The sequence below is a fragment of the Niabella terrae genome (genome assembly GCF_054783135.1).
The window spans coordinates 372,151-390,231 of sequence record NZ_BAAGRD010000008.1; the positions used below are offsets into that span (position 1 = coordinate 372,151).

The 18,081-nt window shown below is 48.4% G+C and carries 16 protein-coding genes and 1 other RNA gene; 3 read left to right on the forward strand and 14 right to left on the reverse strand.

Features of this window, described 5'->3' with window-relative positions; translation table 11 throughout:
- The first annotated feature begins 101 nt into the window (after positions 1 to 101).
- Positions 102 to 857 carry an LOG family protein gene (locus ACYVI9_RS09785; protein ID WP_460763983.1) on the forward strand — a complete coding sequence of 252 codons (756 nt, stop codon included), beginning with the start codon at positions 102 to 104 and terminating at the stop codon, positions 855 to 857.
- A gap of 30 nt (positions 858 to 887) precedes the next feature.
- Here ACYVI9_RS09785 and tamL read toward each other — a convergent pair whose 3' ends face one another.
- A complete protein-coding gene (gene tamL, locus ACYVI9_RS09790) occupies positions 888 to 3,203 on the reverse strand; it encodes a translocation and assembly module lipoprotein TamL (RefSeq protein ID WP_460763986.1) in 2,316 nt (771 codons plus the stop codon).
- An 80-nt stretch (positions 3,204 to 3,283) separates the two neighbouring features.
- On the opposite strand from tamL, the gene ACYVI9_RS09795 reads away from it, so the two are divergent.
- Positions 3,284 to 4,024 (forward strand): TrmH family RNA methyltransferase, encoded by a 741-nt coding sequence (locus tag ACYVI9_RS09795; RefSeq protein ID WP_460763988.1) that lies wholly within the window; start codon positions 3,284 to 3,286, stop codon positions 4,022 to 4,024.
- On the opposite strand, the gene ACYVI9_RS09800 is transcribed toward ACYVI9_RS09795, so the two are convergent.
- From ACYVI9_RS09800 to ffs, 3 genes are all read right to left on the reverse strand, one after another.
- Entirely contained in the window at positions 4,017 to 5,264 is a 1,248-nt protein-coding gene (locus ACYVI9_RS09800; protein ID WP_460764923.1) for an ABC transporter permease, read from the reverse strand. The genes ACYVI9_RS09795 and ACYVI9_RS09800 overlap by 8 nt on opposite strands.
- 56 nt (positions 5,265 to 5,320) lie before the next feature.
- Positions 5,321 to 5,974: a fructose-6-phosphate aldolase gene (gene fsa / locus ACYVI9_RS09805; RefSeq protein ID WP_460763991.1), complete on the reverse strand. Its 654-nt coding sequence runs from the start codon at positions 5,972 to 5,974 to the stop codon at positions 5,321 to 5,323.
- Between the two features lie 441 nt (positions 5,975 to 6,415).
- Positions 6,416 to 6,515: signal recognition particle sRNA small type (gene ffs, locus ACYVI9_RS09810), an RNA gene on the reverse strand.
- Positions 6,516 to 6,782: 267 nt separating this feature from the next.
- Between ffs and ACYVI9_RS09815 the strand changes: the two genes are divergently transcribed.
- The gene (locus tag ACYVI9_RS09815; protein WP_460763993.1) at positions 6,783 to 7,331 is read left to right on the forward strand and encodes a Crp/Fnr family transcriptional regulator; all 549 of its coding nucleotides are present in this window, start codon (positions 6,783 to 6,785) and stop codon (positions 7,329 to 7,331) included.
- A 195-nt stretch (positions 7,332 to 7,526) separates the two neighbouring features.
- Here ACYVI9_RS09815 and ACYVI9_RS09820 read toward each other — a convergent pair whose 3' ends face one another.
- The 10 genes from ACYVI9_RS09820 to ACYVI9_RS09865 all read right to left on the reverse strand — a co-directional run bounded on the left by ACYVI9_RS09820 (position 7,527) and on the right by ACYVI9_RS09865 (position 18,080).
- Positions 7,527 to 8,429: a lysophospholipid acyltransferase family protein gene (locus ACYVI9_RS09820; RefSeq protein WP_460763996.1), complete on the reverse strand. Its 903-nt coding sequence runs from the start codon at positions 8,427 to 8,429 to the stop codon at positions 7,527 to 7,529.
- Positions 8,430 to 8,492: 63 nt separating this feature from the next.
- Positions 8,493 to 10,100, reverse strand: coding sequence for an L-aspartate oxidase (gene nadB / locus ACYVI9_RS09825; protein WP_460763998.1), 1,608 nt, complete (start codon positions 10,098 to 10,100; stop codon positions 8,493 to 8,495).
- A 125-nt stretch (positions 10,101 to 10,225) separates the two neighbouring features.
- Entirely contained in the window at positions 10,226 to 10,846 is a 621-nt protein-coding gene (locus tag ACYVI9_RS09830; RefSeq protein WP_460764000.1) for a class I SAM-dependent methyltransferase, read from the reverse strand.
- Positions 10,847 to 10,853: 7 nt separating this feature from the next.
- A complete protein-coding gene (locus tag ACYVI9_RS09835) occupies positions 10,854 to 11,552 on the reverse strand; it encodes a lysoplasmalogenase (RefSeq protein ID WP_460764003.1) in 699 nt (232 codons plus the stop codon).
- A gap of 40 nt (positions 11,553 to 11,592) precedes the next feature.
- Entirely contained in the window at positions 11,593 to 13,578 is a 1,986-nt protein-coding gene (ispG, locus tag ACYVI9_RS09840; RefSeq protein WP_460764005.1) for a (E)-4-hydroxy-3-methylbut-2-enyl-diphosphate synthase, read from the reverse strand.
- 148 nt (positions 13,579 to 13,726) lie between these two features.
- The gene (locus tag ACYVI9_RS09845) at positions 13,727 to 14,179 is read right to left on the reverse strand and encodes a YciI family protein (protein ID WP_460764008.1); all 453 of its coding nucleotides are present in this window, start codon (positions 14,177 to 14,179) and stop codon (positions 13,727 to 13,729) included.
- A gap of 63 nt (positions 14,180 to 14,242) precedes the next feature.
- Entirely contained in the window at positions 14,243 to 15,016 is a 774-nt protein-coding gene (locus tag ACYVI9_RS09850; protein ID WP_460764011.1) for a helix-turn-helix domain-containing protein, read from the reverse strand.
- A gap of 105 nt (positions 15,017 to 15,121) precedes the next feature.
- A complete protein-coding gene (locus ACYVI9_RS09855; RefSeq protein WP_460764014.1) occupies positions 15,122 to 16,405 on the reverse strand; it encodes a Na+/H+ antiporter in 1,284 nt (427 codons plus the stop codon).
- Between the two features lie 144 nt (positions 16,406 to 16,549).
- The gene (locus ACYVI9_RS09860; protein ID WP_460764017.1) at positions 16,550 to 17,167 is read right to left on the reverse strand and encodes an alpha-ketoglutarate-dependent dioxygenase AlkB family protein; all 618 of its coding nucleotides are present in this window, start codon (positions 17,165 to 17,167) and stop codon (positions 16,550 to 16,552) included.
- 40 nt (positions 17,168 to 17,207) lie between these two features.
- Positions 17,208 to 18,080, reverse strand: a complete 873-nt coding sequence (locus ACYVI9_RS09865; protein WP_460764019.1) for a methylated-DNA--[protein]-cysteine S-methyltransferase — start codon at positions 18,078 to 18,080, stop codon at positions 17,208 to 17,210.
- Position 18,081 lies beyond the last annotated feature (1 nt).

Consider the following 18,081-nt stretch of genomic DNA (forward strand, 5'->3'; position numbering starts at 1 on the left):
TTTATGGACATTTAAATTTAAATTCGCTTGCAAACTTGTATATTGAAAAATTGTAATGTACCGGCATTTCTGCTGTTAACTATCACACACGAATAAGTAAGATGGATAAAGTAAAAAAAGCAAAAAAAATTGCGGCGCCAATTATACCCGCCAAGGAAGCCGTATACCTGGAAGGTCCCAAGAGCCGGGGCTATGAGCTTATTTTTTTGTTCAAAGTGGTCCTGGAATTTTTCAAGGGATTGCGGTCCCTGCATTTTGTGGGTCCCTGTATCACGGTGTTCGGATCGGCCCGTTTTAAAGAAGACAATCCCTACTATCTGAAAGCCATAGAGTTCGGGCAAAGGATTGCCCAAATGGGGCTGACCACCATGACAGGCGGTGGTCCGGGTATCATGGAAGCAGCCAATCGTGGCGCTTTTGAGGCGGGTGGGAAATCCGTAGGTTGTAATATTAAACTGCCCTTTGAGCAACATTATAACCGCTACCTGACCAAGGCAGTTACATTTGAGCATTTTTTTATCAGAAAAACACTGTTAATTAAATACAGCTATGCTTTTATAATTATGCCGGGCGGTTTTGGTACCATGGATGAATTTTTTGAAATTCTCACATTGGTGCAGACCAATACCGTTACGCAGTTTCCCATAGTTATTTTCGGAAAAAGTTTTTACGAGGACCTGATGGTGGCACTGGATGATATGGCAGAAAAAGGAACGATTGCTGCCGAAGACACCAAGCTGGTCCTGCTGACCGATGACGTGGATGAAGCCATGAATCATGTCCGCAAATACATTACATCCAATTACGAAATCAAAAAACGTCGTCGCAAGATGCCCTGGTTGTTCGAAAAGAACTAACAACCGGACCGGTTGCTGATTCTAAACCATTTAGAAGATAAACGGATAGCCAATACCCACTTGTAACTGGCTGCCTTTAAAGAAGGGATACGCGAAAAATTTGTTTTGATAAGCCGCATCCTTTAGGTCAGGACTGGGGTCTTTTACTTTATAAGCGTAGTCCAGCCGGATGACGAAAAAGTTGAAGTCTACCCGAATGCCGGCACCAGAGCCAATCGCCAGATCGGTCCCCAACCGGGATAGGTTAAAGGTTTCCGAGTCGGCACCGGCATGGGCTTTCAGAAACCAGATATTGCCGACATCGGTAAATAAAGCGCCATTGACCGGCACACCGGCGACAGAGAACAGCGGGAGCCGGTATTCAATATTGCCCTCCAGCTGGACGTCTCCGAAACGGTCAGGATAACCACCGGCGCCCAAAAAGTTTTTCACTGTTGAACCCGGCCCCAATCTGCGCAACTGCCAGGCCCGCATACTATTGGGCCCGCCACTGTAATACTGTTTGAAGAAGGGCAGCTGGCTACGTTTTTCCGGGTTGGCGGTACTTTCAAGTTCATAGCCAATACCGCCGAATGCCCGCAGGACCAGGGCTGATTTCTCCGAAAGTTTGAACAATTTGGCAAATTCCGCATCCAGCTTGATAAAGCGATAGAGTTGATCGTCGATAAAATCATTCCGGATCATACCGGTCAGCAATCCGGATTCTTCCAGGTTCAGTCTCAGGACATTGAGGGTTCTGTTATTAGCGCTGTTCCAGGGCATCGAAAAATTGGCAATCATCGAAGAGATCAGTCCATCCGAAAAAAGATTGCGGATGGATGGATTCTGGTCAATTAAGCGGTTCAGGCTGTCCCTTCTTTTCAGCAGGGAGTATTCGATATTGGGCAGTTTGATGCCCAGATTGTAGGTCTTGTGGTTCAATTGATATTTTTCCGGGTCGGTACGCCAGGTAAATTCGTAGCCCCAGGAAGTATTGAAACTGGTCAGGTTAAACAGGAACCGCCTTTCCGTATTTGCCACATTAAAGCTGAGCACCGACTGGGCATTGCCTCTGAAGTTTTCTTTGAAATTTTTCATGCCCGGAAATACATAGCGGGGAAAAATGACCGAATTACTCAGACTGACCTGCTGGGTCTGAATCAGCTGTTCCGAACGCAGTCCGCCTAGTTCTACACCATAACGGAGATTGGAACTAAACTGGTTGGCGCTTCGCAGAAAATTTCGGTTTTGCAATCCAAAATTAATCCCCAGGCCAATAAAGTTCCCGCTGATAACGCTCTGACTGAAACTGCCTTCGAGGTTGGTCGTGAAATTGTATTTAGGAGCCGGGGTGAGCCGGATCTCAAAATCTACAGTATCCTGATTTTCCCGGGGCAACTGCGCAATATCCACCAGGCGCCAGGTGCCCAGATTGTTGAACCGGTTCATGGTACGCAGGTACCGGCCCTGCTTGTACAGGTCCCCCCTTTTCAGGTACACATAGTGCGGGAATATTTTGGGCCGGTATTTATTGGACCGTTGTAGGATCGTCAGGTTGTCAATTGTCGTCTCAGTAGCGTTGCGGGTGCTGCCGGATTGCCGGGCATCGGGATAAAGCGTGACATGGCCTACATAATACTTTTTAAGCGTAGTGGTATCCGTTGCATCTCTCAGTCGTATATCGAGATCGGCCGTCGGGTTAAGCTGACGATTGCGCAGGGCATTGAGCTGGCGGGCCTGTTCCATAGGATCCAGGACCGGCTGTAAAAAGTTGAAATCAAGCGTATCCCAAAGTCCGTACAGGTTATTGCGGGAGAATAACAGGTAACCATTATTGCGGTACATTTCTACCAGTCGGTCCAGTTCACCGGAAATAGGTCCCTGGGCAAATGGGTCTCCTTTTTTGATAATGGCATCCCCGCGGTTGCTGTCAGCGAGTGCTTGCAGTGCTTCTTTTTCAAAACTATAGGATAAGGAGTCAATACGGGTCACCGGCCCGGGCCAGACATGATAGGTGATATAGGCACGGCGCTGCTGTTCGCCTTTAAAATCTGTCGTAAAATGAATCGAGTCCTTAAAATATCCTTCACCATTCAGGTAATAATGCATAAACTCCATGGAGCGGCTGATCATGCTGGTATCCATTGACTGGGGATTCTTCAGAACTTCCCAGAAAACCTTATCCAGTTTTCTTGCAGATACGCTGTCGTCTATCTGATCGGTAAGGCCGGCTTCCAGTTTGCTACGGGTTTCTTTGGAAAGCGATTTATCTTCAATACTGACATCGGTCTGAAAAATATAAGGCCCAGCCGCAGGTTCGTTTTTTACGACGGTAAACAGTGCGCAGGAGGAAAAACTAAGGGCCAAGAGGACCGGTAAAAGAAGAACTGGTATATTTTTGTATGAATATAGGTACCTGCGCAAGGAAAAAATATTAATAATACAAGATGCTGAACAAATCAGAGGCCAAATATATTCAAAGTTTATCCCAAAAAAAATTCAGGATGCAAGCCGGATGCTTTGTGATCGAGGGTCCGAAATTAGTCGCTGAGGCACTGGAAGCTGAAAATCTGCCTATTGAAAAAATATATGCCACCCGCGACTGGATCAGTTCGCAACCCTTGGCTGCACGTAATTTAACAATTACAGAAGTTTCCGAAAGTGAACTGGAACGGATCTCACAGCTCAAAACACCCCATCAGGTACTGGCTGTCCTGAACTTACCCCAACAGGAGATTTTGCCAGTCGAAGGTAGTTTGACCCTGGTATTGGACGGGGTGCAGGATCCCGGCAATCTGGGTACCATCATAAGAATGGCCGATTGGTTCGGATTGCGCCAGATTGTTTGTAGCCCTGATACAGCAGATGCCTGGGCGTCAAAAGTGGTGCAGGCTTCCATGGGCAGTATTTTCAGGATATCGGTTTATTATACGGAGCTGCGTACCTGGATTGCTGCACAGGAACTGCCCGTATACGGCGCAGCCTTGCAGGGCCGGCCCCTTGGCGGTTTTAAGCCGGTTCGCGAAGGGATTCTGGTCATTGGCAACGAATCCAAAGGTATTCGTGACAACCTGCTGCCGCTGTTAAGCGAACGGATTACCATCGAAAAGTTCGGACAGGCGGAGTCGCTGAATGCGGCGGTGGCCACCGCCATAGTCCTGTACCGCCTTACAGGCGCGGCTACCTGAAATGAATGGCTTTGACCGGCTGTAACTTCTTTACAATATAGGAGGGAATCATAAGTACCAGCAGGCAGATCAAAAAGGTCAGACCGCAGATCAGTAATACTTCAGGAATCGAAATCTTTACAGCCGCCTGGCTGAGATAATAGGCGTCTTCATCCAGTCGGATAAAGCCGGTTTTTACCTGCAACCACAGCAAACCCAGGCCCAGGGCGGCACCTGCAAGGATACCGGTAAGGGTAATGATCAGGCTGTGTCGCAGGAATATTTTCTGAACCATCCAGTCTGAAGCGCCCAGGGCTTTCAGGACCCCCACCATCCGCATTCTTTCCAGTACCAGAATGATCAGACAGGTAATCAGGTTGATGGCAGCGACCACAATCATAATACCGATCAGTACATTGCGGGTCACATCCTGCATATTGAGCCAGTCAAAGATATTGGGGGTGATATCCCGGATGTTCCGGGCATTCCAGTCTTCAGGCAGTACCGGTAAGGCAGTTATTTGACTGACAACGGTATCGATGCGGTGATAATCATTCAAAAAAATCTCGTAACCACCTACTTCATCCTGCCGCCAGTCATTAAGCCGCCGGATCAGCTTTATGTCGCCAATAGCAAAAGTATTATCGTATTCACCGATGCCTGTTTTGTAAATGCCCGTAATGGTCAGCCTGTCAGGACGGATGCTGTGATCCGGACGGATAAAATAAATCAGCACCCGGCTACCCGTATCCAGGCGCAGGGCATTGGCTGTTTTCTGGGAAATCATTAATTCGCGGCTGTAACTGCTGTCATTGAAGGACAGGGGCCGGCCTTTTACGATAAAATCGCTGAGGTGGTGAAAGTCATAATTGCTGTCCAATCCCTTGACCAGTACCCCCTGCAGGTCTTCACTGGTCTTTAGGATGGCATAGCGGGTAGCAAAAGGATGAATGCTTTTAACGCCGGGCAGGTTTTCGATGCCCTGAACGGCCGCTGTGTCCGCTCGAATCGGCGTTTCTTCGGCGATAACGGATTGAAAAGGTGTGAATTCCTGCAGCCGGATATGCCCCCAGAAGCTGAATACTTTTTCACTGACTTTCTGTTGGAACCCATTGGCGAAAGCTAGTGTAACAATCATGGCCGCCACGCTGATAGCCGTAGCCAGAATTGAAAGCCGGATGATGAACCTGGAAAAAGAACGGGTTTGATTAAAAGCGATGCGATGCGCTATGTAGGCGGCCGTATTGATAGTCTGCGGAATTTATAGCCCCGGGACTGCCGGGTGAATGCCAGCGGTCCCGGGGACAACTTGATAATCTATTGGAATTTTTTTGCGTCTTCCAGGAATTTGGCCAATCCGATATCGGTGAGCGGATGTTTCAACAGACCCAAAATGGGCTCCAGCGGACAGGTGCACACATCAGCGCCCGCTTCCGCACATTTGATAATATGCAGGGAGCTGCGGATAGAGGCCGCCAATACTTCCGTTTTAAATCCCTGTATAGAATAAATCTGTACAATTTGTTCTACGAGTTGCACGCCATCCCATCCGGAATCATCGATACGGCCGATGAAGGGAGATACGTATTTGGCACCTGCCTTGGCCGCCAGGATGGCCTGGCCGGCACTGAAGACCAGTGTACAGTTGGTTCTTATGCCATTCTCGGTAAACCATTTGATGGCTTTTACGCCGTCTTTGATCATGGGCACTTTCACCACAATATTCGGATGGATGGCCGCCAGCTTCTTACCTTCCTCAACAATGCTTTTGAAATCCGTGCTGACCACTTCGGCACTGATGTCGCCGTCGACGATCTCACAAATTGTTTTATAATGATTGGTGACTGCCTCCGCTCCTTTAATGCCTTCTTTGGCCATTAAGGAAGGATTGGTAGTCACACCATCCAGGATGCCCATATCATTGGCTTCCTTGATCTGATCCAGGTTGGCGGTATCGATAAAAAATTTCATGATCGTTTGATTATTTAATGATAAAAAATAGGACGTTGTTGCGAAGTGGGTCGCCTATGGCTGTTGTAGTTCACCTTACTGATCGAAAATTTGGCGGATAAAAAATCCGGATCTCCGGAAGGGCGTTATCAACATCTTGCTGCAGCTCACTGACGCTCATATCCTCAATGTTTATGAACTACCCATTGGCTAAAGACCCATGGGCTTCGTGCTTCACCGCAATTTACTTACTGCTCCGAAAAGCTATAAGTCTTACTATGGTTCCACGTCTACTCGCAAGTCCCTTACGAGGTTTTTACATCTTATACTGATGTTGTAAATATACTGCAAAAAACGGTTCCTCCCTTAGGTTCCAAAAGCTAAAACACTTTTGTGTTTTGCGGCATGGATTTATAAAAGCATAGCAGCATTCAATGGATTTTTCTCAAATATTGGCACAAAAAAAAGCAGGCTACTCATATCGCGCCGCTACAACCGTTTATCCTTGCTGCCTTCCGGCCCTGGGGAGATTCAACAGGAGCTGGCCGTATGAGACCTGCAAATGCGAAGGTAGCATATAAAATGGATTATGCAAAAAAATCCGGAATTCCGTTCCCTTCCTCAGGGGCGGGTCCGATCAGGAACTTTTAAAAATAATGAAATTTATTAGCGGCATTTGCAATAAATTTTTAATTTTAATTAACATTTAACCCGATGTTGAACCTGGCTAGTACTATGAAATATGTTGTTACCCAGTTGCTCAACCGGGACTGCTGTTTTAGGATTCAAAACGACAACACTAACTATGTTTAGTCCCCTGATACAAAACATGAGGAGATTGGTGCCTCTTACCGAAGAGGAAACGGCATATTTCATCAGTCTGATGGAATACCGATCACTGAAAAAATTTGATAAGCTGGTCCGGTACGGGGAAGTATGCCAGCATGTATGTTATATCAGCAAAGGCCTGATTCGCTACGCCCATGAGTCCGATGGTAAGGAATATACCCACCGATTCTTTAAAGAGAATGAGTGGGTCGGTAACTATGTTTCGTTCCTGGATCGAACGCCATCTGCCTATTTTTTGGAAGCGCTGGAAGATACTGACCTGTTGCAGGTTTCCTATGAAAAGGTCCAGAAAGCCTATGACAAGTTTAAAGTCTTTGAAAGGTTTGGGCGACGTATGGCAGAAACCCTGTTCACCGATCTGGTGCAACGCACAACAGACGCCGCCCGGAAGTCGCCGGAACTAAGGTATATAGAACTGGAACATCGGGATCCCGAACTCCTGGCAAGAGTGCCTTTAAAGTATATTGCTTCGATGCTCGGTATCGAACCAGGCAGCCTGAGTCGTATCCGAAAAAGGATTCAAAAGTAGAGGGAATTAACACGGGTGAACAAAGCTGTTGAAATAGTTAGCTTTTGTTAACTATAATAATCCGACGCTTGTCTATCTTTGTAAGTTGAAAAACACCTACCAGCAACCACCTGCTCACTGCTAAAAAGAGAATAGATATCAGGGCCGTTGCGTTAACCAAAGAATTTTTCATAGCAGCTAACAATACCGTTGCTGCTATGATTGCCGGTCAATTACTGCCGGTGACTCAAAATAAGGATCGCCGTTTTGCCAGCTGTGTTTCCACCTTCGATGACTCCAAAGCCACATTTGCGGATACTGGCGGATATTATTCTCCAGGAATTGGACAAACTGATCGGTCAGTTCATCTTCTTTAAAAGCGCGGGGCGTCTCTGTGTTCACTGAGAAATGTGCCTGATAATACCCCCTTTTTATTTTATTCAGATAGACAAAAATAATAACGGCATCATTGGCGATTGCGCTTTTGGCAGGCCCGATGGTGAAAGCTGTTTTTCTGTTGAAAAAGTCAAACCAGTGGGCCTTGTGCATCAGGCCGGGGCTCTGGTCGGCAATCAGTCCCAGACAATACAGACTGCGACGATAAGGCAAGAATTCCCTGCTCATGCGCGTAGCATTAATCAGGCGGGTGCCGCTGCGGCTCCGGATTTTCCTGAATAATTTTTCGATGGCCTTATTACTGAGCGGCATATAAACACCCAAAAACTGATAGGAACTTTGATGAGCGACCATCATGGTGCCCCATTCCCAGTTAAAATTATGACCCAGGTGCAGCTGTACCGACCGGCCCTGGCGATAGTAATGTTCCAACAGCTCGAAATTGCCGGTGAAATGTTTTTCGAAAAAATCATCCGTTGCGCTGAGCAGCTTGACCGTTTCGATCATAGAATCAATAAAATTGTGATAGAACCCTTTTTCTATAGTGATCAGTTCGGCATCGGTTTTTTCCGGGAAGGCGATTTTAAGGTTGCCCATTACGACTTTGCGACGGTATTGGAATACATGATAGAGCATCCCGTAAAGGCTGTCGGATATAAAATAGAGTACCCGCAACGGCAACAGCGAGAAAAGATACAGGGTATAATAAATGACGTAATACATTTTTCTGGATATTCGGAGCCGGAACCAACTGGAACTTCCGGATATACACCGTACAACAGGGTTTTACAGCACAATGTTCTGTACCAGGGGACTTTGGTCGGGATAGTCGGTATTGTAGTTCAGTCCCCGGCTTTCCTTTCGGAACATGGCACCTTTTACAATCAGATAACCCACAGTTATCAGATTCCGGAGTTCCAGCAGATAGGGCGACACACTACTGGTTCTGTAAAGCTCTTCTGTTTCTTCAAAGAGCAGATCCAGGCGTCTCGAAGCCCGCTTCAAACGGATATTATTGCGTACAATGCCTACATAATCACTCATCAGCAGCCGTAGTTCTTTGAGGCTCTGGGTGATCAGGATCATTTCCTTGGGATTGGACGTGCCCTTTGCATTCCATTCCGGCAGTTCAGGCACCTGTTCCGCTTCGATTGCGGTAATTCTTCCGGAAATATGTTCATAACAACGGTGGGCAAATACCATCGCTTCCAGCAGGGAATTGGAAGCCAGCCGGTTGGCACCGTGCAGGCCGGTACTGCTGCATTCGCCAACAGCATAGAGGTTTCGAATTGAAGTCTGACCCCATTCATCCACCTTAATGCCTCCGCAACTGTAATGTGCCGCCGGTGATACCGGTATCATGTCTTTGGCAATATCAATACCAATGCTTTTACATTTTTCGTAAATATTGGGGAAATGCTCCGTGAATTTATCAATAGCAAAATGACGGCAGTCGAGATAAACGAACTCGGTACCGGTTCTTTTCATCTCACTGTCAATGGCACGGGCAACGATATCCCGGGGTGCAAGGTCTTTTCTGGAATCATAGTTTTCCATAAAAGCCACGCCCTCCTTATTACGCAGGATACCGCCATCGCCCCGCACCGCTTCAGTTATTAAGAAGGCCTGTCCTACCAGGCCCGGTTCATACAGGGCCGTAGGATGGAATTGTATAAATTCCATATTCTCGATTCTGCCCTTGGCCCGGAAGACCATGCCGATGCCATCCCCGGTAGCAATATAGGGATTGGTAGTCACCCGGTAGACCTGTCCATTACCACCGGTGGCCAGATAAGTGGTTTTGGCGGCGATGGTTTCTATCTGGTTGGTCTCCAGGTTAAGCACATAGACGCCATAACAAACAATATCCGGCGTGGCCTTGGTGACCAGGTAACCCAAATGGTGCTGTGTAATGATGTCGATGACAAAATAATGTTTGCTGATCCGGATATTGGGACATTTATGTACGGCTTCCAGCAGGGCCCTTTCCATTTCCATCCCCGTTACATCCTTATGGTGCAGGATCCGGAACTCACTATGGCCGCCTTCCTTGCCGCGTTTGAAATCTCCGTCGGCTTCCTTGTCAAAGTTCGTCCCCAGGGCCACCATTTCATTGATCCGGTCTGGGCCTTCTTTTACAACGATCTCTACGGTCTGCGGATTACAAAGACCGTCTCCGGCTATCAGGGTATCTTCTATATGCTTTTCGAAACTATCATGTTCCGGGTCATTGACCACCGCCACGCCTCCCTGGGCATATTTGGTATTGGTCTCATCCGCAGCGGCCTTGGTCAGTACCAGTATTTGTTTTTCCGGAAACCGTGATGCCATTTTATACGCATAAGTCAATCCGGCGATCCCTGTGCCAATTACTAAAAAATCTACCCTTTGCATCTGTCGATATTGATTTTAACGGCGAACGGCGGCCCCGCCTGTTGCAGGGTGCCGGCATACCTTTCTCCGGCATCAAACTTACAGTAAATTTCTCATGATCTTTCTGCCGGCGTTAAATCTCCCCCTTATATTGGCCGTTCACCAAATGCAAATACGCTGACCTGGGTCTGCTGGTCACAATGATCAATCGGGTAAGTGACGGTAGGAGCGTAAAAGGTGCTCAGGCGATTGACAAAATCACGGGCAACGAGCCGCTGTGGTGTACTGAGCAGGACCTGGATTCCCCGTTCGATATAATGGCGTAATAGCGACTCCAGCTCGTCAAATACGGCAGGGTCATAGTTGACATCGCTGAATAGCAAAGTCTCCGGCAGCGCTGTTTCCCTGGCCTGCCTCCAGTCCATAGTCTGCGCGTGTACATGGGCCTTGCCTGCTGCTGAAAGACGGATGTACGGAATGGCCAGCGGTTCAATATCAGTAATTCTGATTTCGCGGACCTGGTCTGCGATACTGATCCCCGGCAGCCCCATGCCGGCGCCCAGTTCCAGCACATTCCTGCCTGTTATATAATCGGGATGGTCTTTCAGGAACCGGCTGAGTCCGATGGCCGCCGGCCAGACCCGGGCCCAGTAGGCCGCCTGTTTGTTGTCCCGGTAATGATGCGCAATGGCATCCGGATCAGGTACCCAGAGCCGATGGGTGCTTTCACCGATATCAAAAGTTTGTGTTACAGGCGGAAATATCATGGATGGATCATTCATCAGGATTAGTCGCCGGGGGGACAGCATTTATAAGGTAAAGACAGCAGCCCTTTACCAGGAGCCATTGGGCCAGTATATAGCTGCTCATCACCAGCCAGCCGCCCAGGACTATAGGGCGGCAGAACCTGGTATAGGCCAGTATCGAATCCGAAGCCACAAATAGAACAGCACCGGTCAGCAGAAACTGACCGATACGGTGATCACGCAACAAATACAGTTGCATCGCCAGAAAAAGCATAAATGAAATGATGATGCCATAGACCACCACCGGAAGTTTTAAAGGGCCTAAATGGGGTAACAGGATTGCGATCAGCCAGCCATAGTAAATGGCTACCAATACGGCCGCCGGCCATCTGACGGTCAGCGCTTCTTTTTTAATGATCCGGTGAAAACTAATGATATAAAAGATATGGGCTGTTAAAAATGCCAGCAGCCCCAGTATAAAAAAACGGGGATCCGTCTGATCAAATAGCAGGAGGCTGTCGCCCACCGCTGAAAAAAGTAACGCCAGTGCCATCAGGACGCTGAGGGAGCCGGTATACTTCTTGGTGGAACTCAGAAAATAGCCGAGCAGGCTGAGCAGGATCAATGGCTTGCTTACCAGCAGCAGGACACGTAGCTCCAGCAACATAGCGGTAAAATAGCCCACCACAACAATCAGGAAGAGATAAATCCAGTACCGGGGTTTCAAATATTGATAGTTAAAAATGAATAGGACCGCTTTTATGTTCTCAAACAGGTTCCGTCCAGACTTCGCTTTCTTTCAACAGGTTGATCAATTCTTCTACCGCCACTTCACTATTGACATTGCGTTTGACGACTTCCTTGCCCTTATAGAGGGTGATTTTACCCGGACCGCTGCCCACGTAGCCAAAATCGGCGTCCGCCATTTCACCGGGACCATTGACAATACAGCCCATAATGGCAATCTTCACACCTTTGAGGTGATGGGTCACCGAACGGATTCTGGTGGTAGTTTCCTGGAGATCAAAAAGCGTCCGGCCACAGGATGGGCAGGAAATATATTCTGTTTTTGAGATCCGCATCCGGGTAGCCTGCAGGATGCTGAAAGCCGTATTATTGATAAACTGCTCGGTGGATTGATTGTTCAGGTAATTTCTCCCTGAAGCGTTCATCCGGTGGGCGCTGAGATGCGCCTGTTCGTTCATGTTCAGCCAGATGCCGTCGCCAAATCCATCCAGAAAAAGTCCGCCGGTTTCCGTGGCGAAATGGATCAGGTGCTCGTCGGCTGTCTGCCAGTCCGAGCTGCTTTTCCATACCAAGGGGGTAGTCCTATTTTGCTGTTGCAGTTTTACTGCAAAAGCCCGAAGTTGTTGCATGGCGTTTTTCTTGTCGCTGCTGACACAGAGGACCGTTCCCGGCCGGGCGGCTATAGATTCCAGCAAGGTGTCGTCGTTCGGACTGTTCACCAGGACAAAATTGATGGCGCTTTCGGGATCGGTCAGGCTGGCATAGTCTGCCGCATCATACAGGGGAAAGTATTTCGTCCTGTCCGGCACCGACTGCCATTGTTCATAGGGCGTAATTACTTTCAGGGTCCCAGGAAGGGCGAAGCCCAGATCGCCGCCGTTCCAGAAGATATAATCTGCGGCGGCATCAGCGATATGCCATTTATCATCAGTGGCATTATAGGTATAGCCGATATGCTGCAATTGCGCCGGTGTGATTTTTTCCATCCGGCTCAGATCGGCGACAACCACCGGTACCTGGCCGCCACCCATATTGCCCACCGAATCCGTAACACGACGGCTGTACTGAAATGGCCGGTAAAAGTTGCCCAATTCTTTGTGGGTATCGATCGGTTCCAATGCAGGAGACTCGTAGCGTTTTACGATATCGCGGCAAACCGGTATTTCCAGTTCAGGGTCTTCTGTCAGGGAAACCCGGATGGTGTCACCGATACCATCTTCCATCAGCGTACCGATGCCAACGGCAGATTTGATACGGCCTTCTTCTCCGTCACCGGCTTCGGTAACGCCAAGGTGCAGTGGGTAGATTTCGCCAAACTCCTCATCCATCTGCTTGATCAGCAGCCGGTAGGCCTGAACCATTACCTGGGGGTTGCTGGCTTTCATGCTCAACAGGATCTGATGGTAATTTTCATGCCGGCAAATACGCAGAAACTCCATCGCGCTCTCTACCATACCGATCGGGGTATCACCGTAACGGCTCATGATGCGGTCACTCAGGCTACCATGGTTGGTACCGATACGCATGGCTGTTCCGTATTCTTTACAAATATGTACCAGGGGGGTGAACCGCTCGCGGATCCGATCAATCTCCTCAGCATATTCCTGGTCGGTATACTCCAGTTGTTCAAATTTCTTTTTATCGACATAATTGCCCGGATTCACCCTTACTTTTTCTACGATCCGGGCTGCAATCTCGGCGGCATTCGGTGTAAAATGGATATCGGCAACCAGCGGCGTTTTAAAGCCTTTTTTATGCAGGGCGGTCTTGATTTCCAGCAGATTTTCAGCATCTTTCCTGGAAGGAGCAGTAATACGAACCAATTCCGCTCCGGCTTCGATACAGCGGATGGTTTGTGCGACAGTGGCCGCTGTATCCATGGTATCGGTGGTGGTCATGGTCTGTACCCGTATGGGATGACCATTGCCCAGTAACAGATCACCAATCTTCACTTCTTTGGTTAACAGTCGTTTATAACCGGTAAGCGATTCCGCAAATAATTCCATGTTGCAAAGATAAGTCGAATGGCGGAAGGGTGTAATGCACCGCAATTGACGCTGGCCATTCCAGGTACTTATGGCAACAATTGCCGTCTGTGGATTTCGCTTATCGATGGCTTTCTGTAATCCTGGGATGACCTAACCTCCTGAAAATTTAGTGGGCGCTGGGCAATTGAATCGGGCTGGGGATCTCCCGTACTTCCACGGAGCCTCCATAAGGAAGGACAGGACAGGCTTTGGAAAGTTCCAGCGCCTGCTCCATCGTGGGCGTCTGAAGCACAATATTACTCACTACCCTTAAATGACCGGAAAACACCGTCTCTTTCTTTACTGTTTTCTTATTTCCAGTGACGGTGTAACCCGCTCCCGGGAAAGCAAAACTGATAACATAGACGCCTGATGCTTTCCAGCTCGCCAACAACTTGTCCCATAGCGGGGTTACTGCTTTTGCCTGTTCCGGACGATAGGTATCGGGGACGCGGACCAGTAAACTGAATTGTTTCATTTTTTTGATTTTAATAGGTGGCAATACCTCACTGCCTGTTTGGGCCAGTGTAACGGCGCTTAGAAAAAGGGTTGTAAATACTGCCAGTAAACCGGATTTCATGGTGGATAATTTAGCGCAAATCTCAGTTTATTTTTACCTCGATCATTGTAAAAAATCATTGATTTACCAGTAGGAAGTGGATTTGAAAAAATCGGTGGGCGTTAATCCTGTGAAGCGCTTGAAATCCTTATTGAAATGGGCCTGGTCATAAAACCCATGTTCCAGCGCCAGGTCCAGCAGGCGGGTGGCGGGTTTGTTTTGGCGAATAATGTTTCTCATTTTAACCGTAAAACAAAACTGCTTGGGAGAGGCGCCTATTGTATTTCTGAACCTTTTTTCAAAGGCATCCTGACTGATATACAAACGATCAGCCAATCCTTTAATCTTAAGCCTTCCCTTGTGTAAGTGGATGCTGTTGACGGCGTCGCTGATAAGTGCATCCGATTGATGATCAAGGAGTCTGGAATACAGGAACTGTTCGATGGCCTGGATCCTGCCTGTATTGCCAATTGATGCAACGACCTGTGCTTCCAGGCGTGCAATTTCCGAAGCTGGTAAGAGGGCGTCCAGAGGGACACTCGAGCCAAATAATTCATAGACGGGTTGTTTGAAGAAGGCTGGAATCCCCGTTTCTGTGAATAGTACAATCAAGGCTGCTGATTGCGCGGCATACTGTATCAGTCGAACTGATGGCTGCAGGCCGGTGAAAAGGGTTGCCGGCAAAATAGTAGGTGCTGCGTCATTACCGTAAGCGATTTGCCCTTTTAGGCGAATGACCATTGCCATGGATGTGTCCGGGACCACCCTATTCGTCAAATCACCTGCGCTTTCAATTATCTTGTATGATGCAATGAAAGGTTGTAAGGACGGCGATGGTTTGTATTCTTTGATGATCATTGAATGTGGTGTCTGGCCCGGCCGGTCTGATTGCCGGAATATTACCGGGTAAACCTACGAAAAATAAGGAGAAGACCGGGTATAAATGGCGCTTGCCTTGTTCGGTTAACCCAGCTCGGATGAAGACGCTTTTCTTTCCTCCGCCGGTTCATTTCGGTGCAGGTACCTGACCAGCCAGGGCAGGGTCAAACCCTGACCAAGCAGGGAAAACAGGACCACGCAGATGGAGATGAATATGATTTCGTTACGCATTGGAAAAATCATTCCATTGTCCAGCCGGTTGGGAATACCCAGTGCAATGGCCAGTGAAACTATTCCCCGCATCCCGGACCAGGCAATCACAAGGCTGGTTTTGGAATCAAATAAAGCTTCCTTACTGACCCGTTTGTTATGGCGTACCGCTTTCTGTAAACTGAACTGTTGCCAGTAGACCCGAATAAGCCGGATCAGAAAAACAACAACGGTGATAACACCGGCATAGCCAATATATTGCCAGAGATAGGCGCTATCAATTTTTTTGAGCAGGTATGGAAATTGTTGTCCAATCAAAACGAAGATGAGTCCGTTGAGTAGAAAAATATTTACCGACCAGAAATTACGGGACTGGGTTTTTAGCTTCTCCGGAAAATGCTGTCGGCTCAAACGTGACATGCCCAGACCCAATATAACAACGGCGATCACGCCGGAAACTTCAAAATGTTCCGCAACCAGGTAGGTTATAAAAGGCATCAGTAAGGTGAAGCCGATTACCACCATATCATTTTTCCGGAAGAGTCGTAATAACAGTCCCAGCAGCCATACCATCACCATCCCTGTGAGCAGCCCGCCGCCGAGTACCATTAAAAAGTTCAGCGAAGCCTTCCACCATACAAAGGCTATCCCGGTAACCGCAGCAATAGCGAACCGGTAGGCAATCAAGGCGGAAGCGTCATTTACCAGGCTTTCTCCTTCCAATATAGCCAGGGTCTTATGCGACAGTTTCAGCCCCTTGGTTATACCGATAGCGGCTACGGCATCGGTTGCCGAAAGTATGGCGCCCAGTACAAAGGATTGCGGCCAACTGAAGCCAGGGATCAGATAATGTCCGATCACAGCAATGCCGACCGTGGTAATAAAAACCAGCCCTACGGCCAGGGTGCTGATGGTATTGATATTGGTTTTAAAATCCTTAAAGGAAATATTGAAAGCGGCATCATACAGCAGCGGTGGCAGGAAGAGCAACATGACAATTTCGGGATCGAGTTCCATCTGCGGTAACTGTGGCAAAAACCCCATGGCAATACCCACCAGGATCAAAAACACCGGTGCCGGCAGTTTTAAACGTTCTGCCAGACCGGAAGAACCGATCATAACGGCCAGGATAATCAGGACAATGGTATAATACTCCATAAGACTGCTGCATCTAAAATACTAAAAAGCTGCTTAGGCAGTCGCACTGGCCACCTTATTTACTTTAAAGTGCCAGCAGAAAAATCAGTGCCTTCCTCCGGGTCTGCTAAGGCTGGCATTTTTGGTGGGTTGTGGTTCCTATTTTCAGGAACTAATTATGGTACGGAATGTCAGGTTGACTCTCGGAGCATTAATGCCCTTGACGGGTGGCAGCCGATGCAACCAATGTGTTTGCGTGGTCCCTTTCATGACCAGCAGGCTGCCATGTTCAAGTTGCAACATACGCTTTTCGCCGCTTTGTTTGTGTTTAAAACCGAACCGGCGTTCTGCCCCAAAGCTCAGGGATCCGATGGCGCCATCTTTCTGGAGGTCTTTTTCACCGTCGCTATGCCAGGCCATGGCTTCTGTACCATCATGGTAGAGGTTGAGCAGACAGGAATTATAAGCGGCGCCACTGGATTTTTCGACCAGCGCCTTCAGGCTTTCCAGCAATGGCGTAAAGGGAAGTGCGTATTTGGTGACCTTGGAATAGGTATAGGAAAAAGCCTGTTGACCGTACCAGGCGACTTTACGCCGGGTGATGATTTTTTTACCAAACATCATGGCTTCGTCATTTTTCCAGGCAATGGTCTCCAGTAATTCTTGCAGATAATGGTCGGCCTGCTGCTGATCCATGAGCGGGCCAAAATAATGGACGATACCGTCGTAAGGCAGGAGGTTCTTCCGGGGGTCAATCAGGCTTGTATCTTCAAAAAGAGGCATAGTATATTGCAGGCGTTATAAAAAATTAAAAAGAGGATATTCAGGACCCGACCGCCGACCTAAGTGGGGATGTTCCAATAGAATGGGCCGCTTCCCATCCAAGGATGGCTGACTTGCGGGTGGGCCCCCACCGATAGCCCCCGATATGTCCTGTCGCCTGGATCACCCGGTGACAGGGAATCAGATAACCCACCGGGTTACTGCCGATCGCTGTTCCCACGGCCCTGGAAGCGCCGGGCTGGCCCATGTCCGAAGCGATCCTGCCATAAGTGGCTACCTGACCCAGGGGTATCTGCAGGAGACTCTCCCAGACTTTCAATTGAAAAGGAGAACCTTTCAGATGCAATTTGATTTGATCCAGGGATTCCGGTTCTTTCCTGAAAATCTGTAATGCGCGTTCCTGTAACGCATCGGTTTGTTGCTGAAAATCCGCTTGTGGAAATCGCTGCCGGAGCTGCGAAAACCCGGCCTTCCCTTCCGCTTCAAAAGCCAGATAACATATTCCTTTTGCTGTGGATGCAATAAGGATGGGACCGAAGGGACTGGACTTGTAGCTGTAGCGGATCTGCAGGTTCTTACCGCCATGCTTATATTCTGCCGGTGTCATGCCTTCAATTTGAATAAAGAGTTCATGCAACCGGCTGGTGCTGGAAAGCCCGGTCTCAAAGGCCGTATCAAAAAGGCTGGCCTGCTGCCTGTTCAAAAGCGACTTGGCATAGGATAGACTGATGTATTGCAGGAATTTTTTCGGACTGGTGCCGGCCCATTCGGTGAACAGCCTTTGAAAATGAGCCGGACTCAGGTGCAGCCGGGCTGCCAGTTCATCCAGGCTGGGTTGTTGCCTGAAGTTTTCACTGATATAGCCTATCGCCTCGGCGATGCGTCGGTAATTCATCTCATTTTGTGCTTCCATA

Coding starts and splice junctions, on each gene's coding strand:
- fsa (WP_460763991.1), bottom strand. CDS start 5,974: ATGAAATTTTTTATCGATACCGCCAACCTGGATCAGATCAAGGAAGCC.
- ACYVI9_RS09785 (WP_460763983.1), top strand. CDS start 102: ATGGATAAAGTAAAAAAAGCAAAAAAAATTGCGGCGCCAATTATACCC.
- ACYVI9_RS09830 (WP_460764000.1), bottom strand. CDS start 10,846: ATGATATTTCCGCCTGTAACACAAACTTTTGATATCGGTGAAAGCACC.
- ACYVI9_RS09845 (WP_460764008.1), bottom strand. CDS start 14,179: ATGAAATCCGGTTTACTGGCAGTATTTACAACCCTTTTTCTAAGCGCC.
- ispG (WP_460764005.1), bottom strand. CDS start 13,578: ATGGAATTATTTGCGGAATCGCTTACCGGTTATAAACGACTGTTAACC.
- ACYVI9_RS09865 (WP_460764019.1), bottom strand. CDS start 18,080: ATGGAAGCACAAAATGAGATGAATTACCGACGCATCGCCGAGGCGATA.
- ACYVI9_RS09820 (WP_460763996.1), bottom strand. CDS start 8,429: ATGTATTACGTCATTTATTATACCCTGTATCTTTTCTCGCTGTTGCCG.
- ACYVI9_RS09850 (WP_460764011.1), bottom strand. CDS start 15,016: ATGATCATCAAAGAATACAAACCATCGCCGTCCTTACAACCTTTCATT.
- ACYVI9_RS09860 (WP_460764017.1), bottom strand. CDS start 17,167: ATGCCTCTTTTTGAAGATACAAGCCTGATTGACCCCCGGAAGAACCTC.
- ACYVI9_RS09795 (WP_460763988.1), top strand. CDS start 3,284: ATGCTGAACAAATCAGAGGCCAAATATATTCAAAGTTTATCCCAAAAA.
- ACYVI9_RS09815 (WP_460763993.1), top strand. CDS start 6,783: ATGAGGAGATTGGTGCCTCTTACCGAAGAGGAAACGGCATATTTCATC.
- ACYVI9_RS09855 (WP_460764014.1), bottom strand. CDS start 16,405: ATGGAGTATTATACCATTGTCCTGATTATCCTGGCCGTTATGATCGGT.
- nadB (WP_460763998.1), bottom strand. CDS start 10,100: ATGCAAAGGGTAGATTTTTTAGTAATTGGCACAGGGATCGCCGGATTG.